This window comes from Streptomyces spinosus, from assembly GCF_020400655.1.
GTDB lineage: Bacteria > Actinomycetota > Actinomycetes > Streptomycetales > Streptomycetaceae > Streptomyces > Streptomyces argyrophylli.
The window spans coordinates 753,766-768,571 of the sequence record NZ_JAINRC010000001.1 but is presented as its reverse complement, the minus strand read 5'-3'; the positions used below and the strand labels follow the sequence as shown (position 1 = coordinate 768,571).

5 protein-coding genes are annotated in these 14,806 nt (G+C 73.9%); 3 read left to right on the top strand and 2 right to left on the bottom strand.

Going from position 1 to position 14,806, the window contains the following annotated elements:
* Positions 1-7: 7 nt before the first annotated feature.
* Positions 8-3,904 (top strand): non-ribosomal peptide synthetase, encoded by a 3,897-nt coding sequence (locus LG395_RS03135; RefSeq protein WP_225808352.1) that lies wholly within the window; start codon positions 8-10, stop codon positions 3,902-3,904.
* 727 nt (positions 3,905-4,631) lie between these two features.
* Here the strand turns inward: LG395_RS03135 and LG395_RS03130 are convergent.
* Positions 4,632-5,546: a thioesterase II family protein gene (locus LG395_RS03130; protein WP_171152081.1), complete on the bottom strand. Its 915-nt coding sequence runs from the start codon at positions 5,544-5,546 to the stop codon at positions 4,632-4,634.
* Between the two features lie 43 nt (positions 5,547-5,589).
* On the bottom strand, positions 5,590-6,828 hold the full coding sequence (locus LG395_RS03125; RefSeq protein ID WP_225808351.1) for an MFS transporter: 1,239 nt from the start codon (positions 6,826-6,828) through the stop codon (positions 5,590-5,592).
* Between the two features lie 220 nt (positions 6,829-7,048).
* Between LG395_RS03125 and LG395_RS03120 the strand changes: the two genes are divergently transcribed.
* Positions 7,049-8,230 carry a cytochrome P450 gene (locus LG395_RS03120; RefSeq protein ID WP_171152077.1) on the top strand — a complete coding sequence of 394 codons (1,182 nt, stop codon included), beginning with the start codon at positions 7,049-7,051 and terminating at the stop codon, positions 8,228-8,230.
* Positions 8,231-8,264: 34 nt separating this feature from the next.
* Positions 8,265-14,804, top strand: coding sequence for a non-ribosomal peptide synthetase (locus LG395_RS03115; RefSeq protein ID WP_225808350.1), 6,540 nt, complete (start codon positions 8,265-8,267; stop codon positions 14,802-14,804).
* Positions 14,805-14,806 lie beyond the last annotated feature (2 nt).

Genomic DNA, 14,806 nt, shown 5'->3' with positions numbered 1-14,806 from the left:
AGTACGCATGGCGACCCCGCCGAGCACCCACCAGCCCTGGCAGGCGGCCCTGGCCGATCTGCCGGAGAAGACCGACCTGCCCGGCCTGCGCCGGCCCGACGAGACCGGCCCGCCCGGGACGGCCACCGTCGAGTGCCGGCTCGACCCCGGACTCGGCGGGGCCATGACCCGCCTCGCCGGGGAGGCGGACGGCGGCGCGACCCTCGCCACCGTCTTCACGGCCGGCGTCGCCGCGCTGCTCACCCTGCTGCGCGCCGGTGCCGATCTGCCGCTGGCCACGGCCGCAGCGGCCACGCCCACCGGCGTCCGGCTGCTGCGGGTGGCCGGGTCGGCGGCGACGGACTTCCGCACGCTGATGGCGGCCGTCCGCGCCGGCGAACGCGCCGCCGCCGCCCAGGACGGCGTCCCCTTCGCCGAGATCGTACGGACCGTCAACACCGCCCGCGGCACGCCCGGCCTGCCGCTCTTCCAGGTCGGCACGGCCGTGGACGCCGCGCCGCCCGCCCCCGTGCCGGGCCGCGACGCGGGCGAGCTGTGGTTCTGCCTGCACACCACGGACGGCGCCGCGGGGGCCCGGCCGCACGTCCGGCTCACCTACCCGGTCTCCGTGCTCGACCGCGCCGGCGCCCAGGCCCTGTGCGACCGGCTCGTACGCGTCCTCACCCGCGCCGTGCGCGCGCCCGGCGCCAGGCTCGACACCGTCGACTGCCTGCTGCCCGGCGAGGCCGCCGGCCTGATCGGCGAGGGGTACGCGGGCCCCGTGCCCGACGCCACCCTCGCCGGGTGGTTCGAGGAGCGGGCGGCGCGCTGCGCCGACGCCGTCGCCGTCGTCGACGGCCCCCGGCGCGTGACGTACGCGGAACTCAACGCGCGCGCCAACCGGCTGGCCCGGACGCTGACGGCGGCCGGGGCCGGCCCCGAGCGCGTCGTCGCGCTGGTCCTGCCCCGCTCGGAGCTGTCGGTGACCGCGTTCCTCGCGGTGCTCAAGACCGGTGCCACCTATCTGCCCGTCGACCCCGAACTCCCGCCCGAGCGCGTGGCGCTGATGCTGGAGGACGCCGCGCCGGTGGTGACGGTCACGGACGCCGGGCACGCCGGGCCGCTGCCCGCCGGGGCCGCCCCGCCGCTGCTGCTCGACACGGAGCTCTCCGCCTGCGCCGGGCAGAGCGCGGACAACCCGGCCGAGGCGGAGCTCACCGCGCCCGTCGGCGGCGCCACCCCCGCCTACCTGCTCTACACCTCCGGCTCTACGGGCCGCCCCAAGGGGGTCCTGATGACACAGGAGGCCGTGCGCAACCTCATGGCCTGGCACCTGGACGAGATCCCCAGCGAACCGGGCCGCGTCACCGTCCAGTTCACCTCCGTCAGCTTCGACATCTCCGTCCAGGAGATGCTCTCGGCGTTGCTGTCCGGCGCGACGCTCGCCATCGTCCCCGAGGACGTCCGGCGCAGCCCGCAGGACTTCGCGCCCTGGCTGGAGGAGCACGGCGTCACGGACCTGTTCGCGCCCAATGTCGTGATCGAGCTGGTCTGCCAGGCCGCGCTGGAACAGGGCCGCACCCTGCCCGCCCTCACCCATGTCGCACAGGCGGGCGAGGCGCTCGTCCTCAGCGAGGCCGTACGGGAGTTCTTCCGGCTGCGGCCCGGGCGGCGCCTGTACAACCACTACGGCCCCACCGAGACGCACGCCGTCACCTCGTACGTCCTGCCGGAGGACGTGGCCGCCTGGCCGGCGTCGGCGCCCGTCGGGACGGCCGTGTGGAACACCTCCGTGTACGTGATGGACGAGGCGCTGCGCCTGGTGCCGCCCGGTGTCGCGGGCGAGCTGTACGCCTCCGGGGTCTGCCTGGCGCGCGGCTACTTCGACCGCCCCGGCCTGACCGCCGACCGCTTCCTGCCCGACCCGTACGGCCCGCCCGGCGCGCGCATGTACCGCACCGGGGACCTGGTGCGCCGCCGGCCGGACGGTGCCGTCGAGTACCTCGGCCGCACCGACCACCAGATCAAGATCCGCGGCATGCGCGTCGAACTCGGCGAGATCGAGGCCGCCCTGCGCGCCGCGCCCGGGGTGCGCGACGCCGTCCTCGTCACGGCGGGGGAGGGCGGCGCCCGGCGCATCGACGCCTATCTCGTGCCCGCCCCCGGCGCCGACGCGCGGGCCCTGGGCGCCGCGACCCGCGCGGAGCTGCGCCGGACGCTGCCGCCCGCGATGGTCCCGGCCTCGTTCACCGTGGTGCCCGGGTTCCCGCTCAACTCCAACGGCAAGGTGGACCGGCGGGCGCTGCCCGAGCCGGTGTTCGGCGGTCCCGACGAGGCGGACCGGCCCCGCACCCCGGAACAGGAACGGCTCGCGAGGATCTTCACCGAGGTGCTCGGGCTGCCGGCCGTCGGCGTCCACGACAGCTTCTACGACGTCGGCGGGCACTCCCTGCTCGCCGCCGAACTCACCGTCCGCGTCCGCAAGGAGTTCCGGGTCGAGCTGTCGCTCGGCGACGTCCTCGGCAACCCCTCGGTCGCCGAGCTCGGCGCGCTCCTGACCCGCGTGGAGCCGGCCCGCCCGCCGGTCGTGCCGCGCACCGGCGACGCGCCCGCGCCCGCCTCCTTCGCGCAGCAGAGCCTGTGGGTCCTCGACCAGCTGGAAGGCGCGAGCCCCCGGTACAACGAGCCGCTCGCCCTGCGGCTGACCGGGCGGGTCGACGTACCGGCGCTGCGCGGCGCCCTGGCCGACGTACTCGACCGCCACCACGTCCTGCGCACGGTCCTGACCATGGAGGACGGCCAGATCGTCCAGCGTGTCCTCGACGGCCCGGCCGCCGTGCCCGCGCTCGGCGAGACCGCCGTCGCGGCGGACGGCCTCGACGCGGCGCTGCTCGCCGCGGCCCGTGTGCCGTTCGACCTGGCGCGCGACCTGCCGGTACGGGCGACGCTCTTCCACCTGGCGGACGTGCGGGAGGAGACGTACGTCCTGCTCGTCGTCATGCACCACATCGCCTGCGACGGCGTCTCCCTCCCCACCTTCCTGCGCGACCTCGCCGCCGCCCACGACGCGCGCGCCGCCGGTGGTGCCCCCGACTGGGCGCCGCTGCCCGTGCAGTACGCCGACTACGCCGTCTGGCAGCGCGATCTGTTCGCCTCCGACGGGACCGGGCCGGCGGCGGCGCTGCGCCGGCAGTACCGCTACTGGGAGGAGAAGCTCGCCGGGCTGCCGGCCGCGATCCCGCTGCCGCTGGACCGGCCGCGGCCCGCCGTGCGCTCGGGCGAAGGCGCGGCCGTGCCGTTCTCCGTCGGGCCCGCCCTGCACCGCGCCGTCCGCGCCCTCGCACAGAGCCGGCGCACCACCACGTTCACCGTGGTCCACGCCGCGCTGACGGCGCTGCTCGCCGAGCGGGGCGCGGGCGACGACATCGTGGTGGCGGCGGTCGTCTCCGACCGGGGCGACCCGGCCCTGGACGATCTGGTGGGCTTCTTCGTCAGGACGCTCGTCCTGCGCGTCGACGCGTCGGGAGAGCCGGACTTCGGGGAGCTGCTCGACCGGGTGCGGGAGACCGACGTGGCCGCCTTCGCCCACCAGGACCTGCCGTTCGAGCACGTCGTGGAGCTGGTCAACCCGGCCCGCTCGCTCGACTGCCACCCGCTGGCGCAGGTGATGCTGGCCTTCCAGGTCGAGGAGGCGGAGCCGCCCCGGATGACCGGGCTGACCGTCCGGCACGAGCCGGTGGAGCTGGGCGTGGCCAAGTTCGACCTGTGCTTCAAGGTCGTGGAGCGGTTCACCGCGGACGGCGAGCCGGCCGGGGTGGAGGGGCTCCTGGAGTACGCGACCGATGTCTTCGACGCGGAGACGGCCGCCGCCCTCGCGGCGGACCTGGCCGGCTTCCTGGAGGCGGGCGCGGCCGGCTCCGCCTGAGCCGCGGCGGCACACGAGAGAGGGCCACGGCTTCGACGCCGTGGCCCTCGGTGCGTGGGGGCGACTGTTCAGCCGGGCGGGTGGCCCTGGGTCCCGGCGGCTGTGGCGAGTACCTGGGCGGCGGTGGTCACGGGGATGAAGTGACCGCCGTTACGCGGTGGACGGAGGTCGGGTCGCCCGCGTCCGGGGCGGTCACGCCTGGTGGTGGCCGTCGGTGCGTGCGGGCGACTGTTCAGCCGGGTGGGACGCCCCGGTTCCCGGCGGCTGTGGCGAGCACTTCGTCGGCGGTGGTCACGGGGATGAAGTGGCCGCCTGCCACGCGGTGGACGGAGATCGGGTCGCCTGCGCCCGGGGCGGTCACGCCTGGTGGTGGCGTTCGGTGCGTGCGGGCGACTGTTCAGCCGGGTGGGTGGCCCTGGGTCCCGGCGGCTGTGGCGAGTACCTGGCCGGCGGCGGTTACGGGGATGAAGTGACCGCCGTTACGCGGTGGACGGAGGTCGGGTCGCCCGCGTCCGGGGCGGTCACGCCTGGTGGTGGCCTTCGGTGCGTGCGGGCGACTGTTCAGCCGGGTGGGTGGCCCTGGGTCCCGGCGGCTGTGGCGAGTACCTGGGCGGCGGCGGTTACGGGGATGAAGTGACCGCCCGTGACGCGGTGGACGGAGATCGGGTCGCCCGCGCCCGGGGCGGTCACGCCTGGTGGTGGCCTTCGGTGCGTGTGGGGCGATCGTTCAGCCGGTCGGGACGCCCAGCTGCCCGGCGACCGTGGCGAGCACCTCGTCGGCGGCGGTCACGGGGAAGAAGTGGCCGCCCTCCACGCGGCGGACGGAGAACGGGCCGGCCGCCCAGGGCCGCCACGCCTGGCAGTGGCCCTCGGGCGCCGTCTCGTCCTGGAGCCCGCCGAGCGCCACCATCGGCACGCTCACCCGCTCGGCCGGCGACACCTCCCGGCGGCAGGAGTGGAACAGCCGCATGTCCGCGCGGAGCGTCGGCAGGAAGGTCCGCAGGAAGGCGGGGTCGGCCAGCAGTTCGGCGGGGGTGCCCTGCCACGCGTTCAGGTGCGCGAGCAGCTCCTCGTCGGTGGGGTCCGGGCCCGGCTCCGCCACCAGGTGCGGTGGCAGCGCCCCGGCCACGAACAGCGCCCGCTGCAAGGTGGTGGAGGCGCCGAGACGGCGGGTGACCTCGCGGGCGACGAGGGCGCCGGTGCTGTGCCCGAAGACGCCGAAGGGCCGGTCCGCGTGGCCGAGGATCTTCTCGGCGATCCGGTCGGCCAGCGCGGCGACATCGGTGAACGGCGCCTCGCCGAACCGCTCCTCGCGGCCGGGGGTGAGGACGGCCTCGATCCGCAGCCCGGCCGGGGCGGCCGCCGACCACGGCCGGTAGGTGCCGGGGCCGGCGCCCGCGGCGGGGATCAGATAGAGCAGGACGTCACCGTCGCCCCGGGTGAGGCGCTTGAACCAGCGGTCCCCGGACTCCGCGCCGATCTTCGCCGCGATGGGCCGCTCCTGTGTCCGCAGCAGCATGACGAACCGGTCGTCCAGGGCCGGGGCGTCCCCCGCGAACTGGAGCCGGCCCGCCGAGTCCACCCAGAGCCGCACCTGACGGCGCCGGGCCTCGCCGATCAGCTGGTCGGCCAGGAATGACATGAGGGTCCTCCTTCTCGTTCGGTTGTCGTGGCCGGGCGGCGGCTCACTCGGCCTGCTCCGGCAGCGTGCGCATCCGGGCCACGGGGGCGAACAGCAGCGGCAGGCAGCTCAGTACGCCGCCGATGACGGCCAGCCAGAGCGCGGGCCGCAGGCCGATCAGGGTGCCCAGCGCGCCGGCGACGAGCGCGCCGGCCGTCCGCACCCCGTGGATGAGCCCGAGGTAGGCGCCCTGCACGCGGGAGCGGTAGCGGTCGGGGGTGAGTGCCTGCTGGATGGAGGAGCCCGCGATGTCGCAGAGCATCAGGCCCATGCCGGAGACGAACTCGGCGGCCACCACCAGGCCGAACGCCACCCACTTGTCCGGCGTCGCGAACGGGACGAGCGCCAGCGCGCCAGGGAAGAGGACGGAGCCGATCAGGAACGTCGGCCCGATACCGGCGCGCCGGCTGACCCAGCCGGTGACGAACGAGCCGAACAGGGCGCCGACGGCGCCGAGTCCGAGCGCGACACCGATCATCCCGGGGGTCAGCCCGAGTTCGCGCGCGATGAAGAGCAGGAAGAGCGTGAAGTAGACCGTGTAGCAGAGGTTGAGCAGCCCGCCGCCGACGAACTTGGCCCGCAGGGCCGGGGTCCGCGAGACGAAGCGCAGACCGTCCCGGATGTGCGAGGACGACCTCTCCTTCTCGGGCACCGGCTCCTCCAGGGACACGGACCGCAGCAGGAGCGCCGAGCCGAGGAACGACACCACGTCGGCGAGGAGCGCCACGGGCGCCGACAGCGCCTGTACCAGCATGCCGCCGAGGCCGGGGCCCGCCACCCAGGAGAAGGAGAAGCTGCCGCGGGTCAGCGACATGCCGTTGACGTAGTCGTCGCGGTCCACGAGCGCGGCGAACAGGCTGTTGCTGGCGACGTTGAAGAGCATGGCCAGGACGCCCGTCACGAAGGCCACCACCCACAAGTGGGCGAGGGTCAGCGCGTCGAGCGCGTACGCGACCGGCACGGTGAGCAGCACGGCGGCGCGGCCGATGTCGCTGAGGATCATCATGTGCCGCAGCCGGCCGTACCGGTCGACGAAGCCCCCGGCGTGCAGCGCGAAGAGCAGGTTGGGCAGCGAGGCCAGCGCGCCGAGGACGCCCATCTCCGCGGCCGAGGCGTCCAGCGCGAGCACGGCCGTGAGGGGCAGCGCCACGGTGGAGACCTGGTCGCCGAGGAAGGAGATGGTCTGCGCGGTCCAGAACCTGCGGAACGTGACCTGCTGCAGCAGTCGAGGTATGCGGTCCATCAGTTGAGTGGCCATCGATAACCATTTCGGTCGTGGAGAGGCGGCTACCGAAGTCGTCGGTCCGGCCGCGCCGGGTTCGGCGCACAATCTACCGGCACGGAACTCCCCTGGTACCCCTGCGTTCGACTGAACACTTGGCGCCATCGAACACCGGATATTCTCGGTCCGGAGGCAGATGGAACACCAACGACGAGGAATTCGAGGCGCCGTGCTGCAGGATATGCCCGCACTCACAGATCCGCTTCTCTATTCCGAGGGCGACCCGCACGAGGTATGGCGGAGGCTGCGGCAGGAAAGCCCGGTCTCCTGGCACGAGTACGGCGAGCACGGAGGCTACTGGGCCGTCACCACGCACGCGGCCGGTCTCGAAGTGCTCACCGAGTGGGAGCGGTTCACCTCCACCAAGGGAATCTTCCTGCGCCCCAACTTCAAGGACCCGTACCCCGGCGCCGGCAAGATGATGGCGCTGAGCGACCCGCCCCGCCACGACCAGCTGCGCAAGGCGATCATGGGCCTTTTCACCGTACGGGCCATAGCGAAAATGGAGGAGCGGACCCGGGACGTCGTCCGGTCCGCGCTGCGCGGCGTGGTGGAGGCCGGCACCTGTGATTTCGTCAAGGACATCGCCGCGCGCATACCCCTGGCCGTCTCGGCGGAGCTGCTCAGTATTTCCATGGACGATGTGGAGATGCTGGCCAAAGTCACCACCGAGGCGGCCGAGAATTCCACCGACATCGATGGGATCGAAGCGCAGCAGGCACATTTCGAAATCCTCCGCCACTACTCCGAGATCATCGACGAGAAGCGCCGGAATCCCGGCCGCGACCTGGTGTCCGCGCTGACCACGGCACAGGCCGAGGGGCTCGACATCACGGACGACGAGGTGATCCTCACCTGCGACAACGTCATCGTGGCGGCCAACGAGACCACCCGGCAGGCGGTGGGCGCCGGCATGCTGGCGCTCCTGGAGAGCCCCGAGCAGTGGCGGGCGCTGCGGGCCGGGGACCTCAAGCTGAAGACCGCCGCCGAGGAGTTCCTGCGCTGGACCGCACCGGTCACCCACATCCTGCGCACCGCCCAGCACGACACGGTGCTGGAGGGCGTGGAGATCCGCGAGGGCGACGCCGTCACCGTCTGGCTGCCGTCGCTCAACCGCGACGAGAAGGTCTTCGACCGGCCGGAGCGGTTCCTGCTCGACCGCACCACCAACCACCACGTCTCCTTCGGCGGCGGCGGCCACTTCTGCGTCGGCGCCAACCTGGCGCGGCTGACCATCCGGGTGATGCTCGAGGAACTGGCCCACCTGCCCGCGGAGATCGAGGTGTGCGGCGAGCCGAAGCGGATCGCCTCCTACATCCTCGGGGGCCTCACCTCACTCCCGCTCGCCTTCCGTCCGCACTGACCACCGACCGAACCATGGGGAGATTGGGCCGAACATGACCGCAGTGCGCGAACTGCTGGACCGGCTGACCGCGGACGGCATACAACTCTGGGTCCAGGACGGACGCTTGCGCTTCCGGCCCACCGGTGCCCTGACATCCGACCAGGTCGCCGAACTGCGTACCCACAAGGACGAGGTCGTCCGCCTGCTGACGCGGCCGGCCGACGCGCCCGGCGGCCTCTTCGACGCCCCGCGCCCGGAGAACCTGCCGCTGTCGTACGGGCAGGAGAGCCTCTGGTTCCTCGACCGGCTCGGCCTCCAGGCCAGCTACAACGTCGGCACCACGCTCCGGATGGAGGGCGAGCTGGACACGCCCGCCCTGGTGCGGGCACTCGACGAGATCATGCGCCGGCACGAGGTGCTGCGCACCCGCTTCCGCGAGCACGACGGCGTGGTCACCCAGATCGTGACGGACGACGCGCGGATGCCGCTGGAGCGGATCGACCTCACCGCCGAGCCGGCCGAGGAGCGCGAGGCCCGCGCCCAGGCCCACCTGGACCGGCACTTCTCCACCCACTTCGACCTCGCCGCGGACCGGCTCGTCACCGCGCAGCTGATCACGCTCGGCGCCACCTCGCACGTCCTCGCCGTCAACGCCCAGCACATCGTCGTGGACGGCGCGTCCATCGGCCGGATCTTCGGTGAACTCAAGGAGCTGTACGAGGCGTTCCGTGCCGGCCGGCCCTCCCCGCTGCCCGAACCGGCCGCCCACTTCGCCGACTACGCGGTGTGGCAGCGCGGCCCGGCCGTCGCCGAGGAGCACGCCCGGCAGCTGGAGTACTGGCGCGAGCGGCTCGCCGGCGCCCCCGAGGGGATCGACCTGCCGCTCGACCACCCCAGGGGCGAGCTGTCCGACTTCGCCGGCGCCAACGTGAGCTTCACCCTGCCGCCCGCCCTGTTCGACCGGCTGCGCGAGGTCGCCGCCCGCACCGGCGCCACCCCGTTCATGGTCGTGCTGGCCGCCTTCCACGTCCTGATGGGCCGCTGGTCCCGGCAGGACGACGTGTGCGTGGGCACCCCCGTCGACTGCCGCGCCCACCCCGAGACCGCCGAGATGATCGGCTACTTCGCCAACACCGTCGTCGTCCGCGCCGACCTCTCCGGCAACCCCTCCTTCACCCGGCTGCTCGACGGGCTGCGGCAGAGCGTCATCGGCGCCTACGACAACCGCCAGCTGCCCTTCGACCGGCTGGTCGCGGCGCTGCGGCCGGGCCGCAGCCAGGCGCGGCAGCCGCTCTTCGACGTGATGTTCTCCTACCAGGGGCAGCAGGACTTCAGCCTGGAGGGGCTCGACGTCACCTTCGTCGACCAGCCCAGCACCACCGCCAAGTTCGACCTCTCCCTCTTCGTCTCCGAGACCGACGACGGCCTGTACGGCAGTTTCGAGTACGCCACCTCGCTCTTCGAGGCCCCCACCGTCGAGGAGCTGTCCCGGCTCTTCGTCCGCCTCCTGGAAGGCATCGCCGCCGACCCCGGCGCCCGCATCCTGGACCTGCCGCTGCTCACCCCCGCCGAGCGGCCCGAACTGGTGACCGGCGGCGTCACCGGCCGGCTGCGCGAGGGCTCCCTCGCCGGCTGGTTCGAGGAGCGGGCCGCCGCCGCGTACACCGCCCCCGCCGTCGTGGACGGCGAACTCACCCGTACCTACGGGGAGCTGAACGCCCGGGCCAACCGGCTCGCCCGCGCACTGGTCCGGCACGGCATCGGCCCCGAGCGGGTCGGCGCGGTGCTCCTGCCCCGCTCCGGCCTGGCGGTCACCGCCTTCCTCGCGGTGCTCAAGAGCGGCGGCGTCTACCTGCCCGTCGACCCCGCCCTCCCGGCCGAACGCGTCTCGGTGCTGCTCACCGACGCCCGGCCCGGGGTCGTCGTCACCGACGTGGCCGGCGCCGCGCTCCTGGCCGGCCACGACGTGCCCGTCCTCCTCGTCGACGAGGAGCTGTCGGCGTACGCGGGGGAGAGCCCCGCCGACCTCGATGACAATGAGCGGACCGCGCCCGTCACCGACGCCACCCCCGCCTACCTGCTCTACACCTCGGGCTCGACCGGGCGCCCCAAGGGCGTCGTCATGACCACCGGTGCCATGCTGAACATGATGGAGTGGCACTTCACCGCCCTCCCCACCGGGCCCGGCCGGGTCACCGCCCAGTTCACCGCCCTCAGCTTCGACGTCTCCGTCCAGGAGATGCTCTTCACCCTCCTGTCCGGAGCGGCCCTCGCGATCGTCCCCGAGGAACTGCGGCGCAGCCCCGAGCAGTTCACCGCCTGGCTCGACGACCGGCGGGTCACCGACCTCTTCGCGCCGAACGTCGTGCTCGAGCTGACCGCCCGCGCCGCGCTCGCCGCCGGCCGCCCGCTGCCCGCCCTCACCCACGTCGTGCAGGTCGGCGAGGGCCTCGTCCTCAGCGACGCCCTGCGCCGGTTCACCGCCGCCGTCCCCGGCCGCCGGCTGCACAACCACTACGGTTCCACCGAGGTCCAGGTCGTCACCGCGCACGACATGGAGCCCGGCATCGACGGCTGGCCCGAGGTCGCGCCGCTCGGCCAGTCCGTGCGCAACACCGTCGCGTACGTGCTCGACGAGGGACTCGGCCTCGTCCCGCCGAACGTCCCCGGCGAGCTGTACGTCTCCGGCGCCTGCGTCGGCCGCGGCTACTTCGGCCGGCCCGCCCTGACCGCCGACCGCTTCCTGCCCGACCCCTACGGGCCGCCCGGCGCGCGCATGTACCGCACCGGGGACCTGGTCCGCCGCCGTCGCGACGGCAGGCTGGAGTACCTCGGCCGCACCGACCACCAGGTCAAGATCCGCGGCATGCGGGTCGAGCTGGGCGAGACCGAGGCGACGCTGCGGCTGCACGAGGGGATCGGCGACGCCGTCGTCCTCGCCCACGCCGACGTCCTCGGCTCCCAGCAGCTCACCGCCTACGTCGTCCCCGCTGCCGCCGGGACGGCCCCCGCGCCGGCGGACCTGCGCGGCTGGCTCCTCGACCGGCTGCCGTCGCACGCCGTGCCCTCGCGTTACGTCGTCCTCGACGCGCTGCCCGTCAACCGCCACGGCAAGACGGACCGCAACGCCCTGCCCGCCCCGGACGACGCCACCTTCGGCTCCGGCACCGAGTACCTCGCCCCCCGCACCGGCGGCGAACGGCTCGTCGCCGACATCTGGCAGGAGGTCCTGCGCGTCGAACAGGTCGGCGCCCACGACGACTTCTTCGCCCTCGGCGGTCACTCCCTGCTCGTCTCCCAGGTCCTCGCCCGGATCAGGAAGCGCACCGGCGCCGACCTCTCCGTACGCGACTTCTACGCCGGGGCGACCGTCGCCCGCCTCGCCGAACTGGTCGCCGAGGCCGACGCGGTCCCCGACAACGTCGTTCCCAGGCCGGCCGGCGCGCCCGCCGAGACGTCCTACGCCCAGCAGCGCATGGTCTTCCTCCACCTCCTCCAGCCCGACGGCGGCCTCTACAACGTGCAGATCCCGCTGGCCCTGCGCGGGCCGCTGGACCCGACGGTGCTCGGCGCCGCCCTCGACGAGATCGTCCGGCGCCACGAGGTGCTGCGCACCACCTTCGACCTCGCCGGCGAGAACATCGCGCCGGTCGTCTCCGACCAGGCCGTCTTCCCCCTCGAGTTCCGCGACGTCAGCGGCGCCGACGACCCCGACGCCGAGGTGCGGGCGCTGCTGCGGACCGAGGGCGAGACCGGCTTCGACATCCAGACCGGCCCGGTCGTCCGCGCCGTCGCCGTGCGGACCTCCCCCGAGGAGCACCTCCTCGTCCTCACCGCCCACCACATCGTCTTCGACGGCTACTCGGTCGCCGTCCTGGTCGAGGAGCTGGGCACGCTGTACGAGGCGTACCTGCGCGCAGAGTCCTCGCCGCTGCCCGAGCCGGTCCTGCAGTACGCCGACTACGCGGCATGGCAGCGCCGCCGCCTCCAGGGCGGCCCCCTGCGCGACCACCTCTTCTACTGGAAGCAGTACCTCGCCGGCACCCCGCACGCCATCGAGCTGCCCACCGACCGGCCCCGGCCCGCCGTGCCCGACTTCGGCGGCGACGCCGTCGACTTCCGCGTCGACGCCGGCCTGACCGCGCGGCTGCGCGCCCTCGCGGGCCGGAACAGGGCCACCCTGTTCATGACCACCATGGCCGCGTACAGCGCCCTGATGCACCGGCTCAGCGGCCAGGACGACGTGTGCGTCGGCTTCTTCTCCGGCAGCCGGCCCACCGTGGAGACCGAGTCCCTCATCGGGCTCTTCGTGAACACGATCCCCGTCCGCTCCCGCGTCGTGCCCGGCCAGAGCTTCGGCTCCCACCTGGAGCGGGTCCGCGAGTCCGTCCTCCTCGGCGACGCCCACCGCGAACTGCCCTTCGAGCTGCTCGTGGACGAGGTCCAGCCCGACCGGGACGTCTCCCGGCACCCCGTCTTCCAGGTCGCCTTCAGCTACTACGCGGCGGCCCCCCAGGAGTCCCGTACCACCGGCTCGGGCCTGCGGATCGCCCCGTCGTCGGCCTCGCCGGGCACCTGGGCGGCCAAGTTCGACCTGACGCTCTACCTGAGGGAGTCGGAGGACGGCGAGCTCCTCGGCGACCTGGAGTTCTCCACCGCCCTCTTCGACCGGCCCACCGTCGAACGGTTCGCCGCCTACTACCTGCGGCTCCTGGAGAGCATCGCCGAGGCCCCCGACACGGCGCTCGAAGCCCTGCCGATGCTCGGCGACGCCGAGCGGCGCCAGGTCCTGGACGACTGGAACGACACCGCCGCCGAGGTCTCCGCGGCCACCCTTCCCGAGCTGTTCCAGCGGCGTGCGGCGCTGGACCCGGCCGCTCCCGCCGTCCACTTCGAACAGACCACGCTCTCCTACGGCGAGCTGAACGCCGAGAGCAACCGCCTCGCCCGCCACCTGGTCGCCCTCGGCATCGGCCCCGGCGACTTCGCCGCCATCGCCCTGCCGCGCACCGAACGCGTCCTCGTCGCCGTCCTCGCCGTCCTGAAGGCGGGCGCCGCCTACGTGCCGATCGACCCCGGCTACCCCGCCGACCGGATCGCCCTCATGCTGGACGACGCCCGGCCGGTACTCGTCCTCACCTCCGAGCAGGCGGAGGACCGCGTCCCCGGCCACGGCCCCGCCCGCCTCGTCCTCGACGCGCCCGGCACCCGCGCCGCCGTCGCCGCCCATCCCGGCCACGACCTGACCGACGCGGAACGCACCGCCCCGCTGGGCGCGCTCCACCCCGCGTACGCCATCTACACCTCCGGCTCCACGGGCCGGCCCAAGGGCGTCCTCGTCGCCCACCGCAGCGTCGCCAACCTGGCGGCCTGGGCGGGCGACACCTTCACCCCCGCCCAGCTGGCACGGGTGCTGGCCGCGACCTCGCTCAACTTCGACGTCTCCGTGTTCGAGATGTTCGGTCCGCTGCTCAACGGCGGCTCCGTCGAGATCGTGCCGTCGCTGCTCAGCCTCGCCGACCCGCCCGCCGGCCCGTACACCGCCTCCCTGCTCAGCGGGGTACCGTCCGCGCTGGCCCAGATCCACGGCACCGGCGGCCTGCACGCCGAGGCCGGCACCGTCGTCATGGCCGGCGAACCGCTGTCCGCGAAGGCCGCCAACGACATCGGCGGCGCCGTCGGCGCAGGACTCGTCGGCAACCTCTACGGCCCCACCGAGTCCACCGTCTACGCCACCGCCTGGTTCACCCGCGACCGCGTCGAGGGCCTCCCCCCGATCGGCCGCCCGCTGCGCAACACCCGGACGTACGTCCTGGACGCGGCGCAGCAGCCGGTGCCGGTGGGCGTGGTGGGCGAGCTGTACCTGGCCGGCGAGGGCCTCGCCCACGGCTACCTGCACCGGCCCGGCCTCACCGCCGACCGGTTCGTGCCCGACCCGTACGGCGCGCCCGGCACCCGCATGTACCGCACCGGCGACCTGGTCCGCTGGACCGCGGACGGCGACCTCCTCTGCCTGGGCCGCGCCGACCACCAGGTGAAGGTGCGCGGTCACCGCATCGAACTCGGCGAGATCGAGGCCCATCTGGCCGACCACCCCGACGTGGACCAGGCCGTCGCCGGCGTGCAGCGGCTCCCCTCCGGCGACCGGCGGCTCGTCGCCCACGTCGTCTGCCACCGGGCGGTCACCGCCGACGCGCTGCGCGAGCACCTGGAGGCCAGACTGCCCGGCTACATGGTCCCCGGCGCGTTCGTCCGCCTCGACGCGCTCCCGCTGAACATCAACGGCAAGGTGGACCGCTCCGCCCTGCCGGAGCCCGAGGACGACGGCGGCGCGGACGGCGACCACGTGCCACCGGCCACCCCGCTGGAGAAGGAACTCGCCGAGATCTGGGCCGACGTCCTGTCCCGGCCGAGGGTCGGCCTGACCGACAACTTCTTCGCCCTCGGCGGCCACTCGCTCCTCGTCACCCAGATGAGCGTCCGCATCCGGCAGCGCCTGGGCGTGGAGATCGGCCTGCTCGACATCTACACCACCGAGAACCTGGGCGAACTCGCCCGCACCATCGCCCGCATGAACGGCATGACGCCGTGACC

Bases quoted from the DNA above. Each gene is read 5' to 3' on its own strand.
- LG395_RS03115 (WP_225808350.1), top strand. From the start codon at position 8,265: ATGACCGCAGTGCGCGAACTGCTGGACCGGCTGACCGCGGACGGCATA.
- LG395_RS03125 (WP_225808351.1), bottom strand. From the start codon at position 6,828: ATGGACCGCATACCTCGACTGCTGCAGCAGGTCACGTTCCGCAGGTTC.
- LG395_RS03130 (WP_171152081.1), bottom strand. From the start codon at position 5,546: ATGTCATTCCTGGCCGACCAGCTGATCGGCGAGGCCCGGCGCCGTCAG.
- LG395_RS03120 (WP_171152077.1), top strand. From the start codon at position 7,049: ATGCCCGCACTCACAGATCCGCTTCTCTATTCCGAGGGCGACCCGCAC.
- LG395_RS03135 (WP_225808352.1), top strand. From the start codon at position 8: ATGGCGACCCCGCCGAGCACCCACCAGCCCTGGCAGGCGGCCCTGGCC.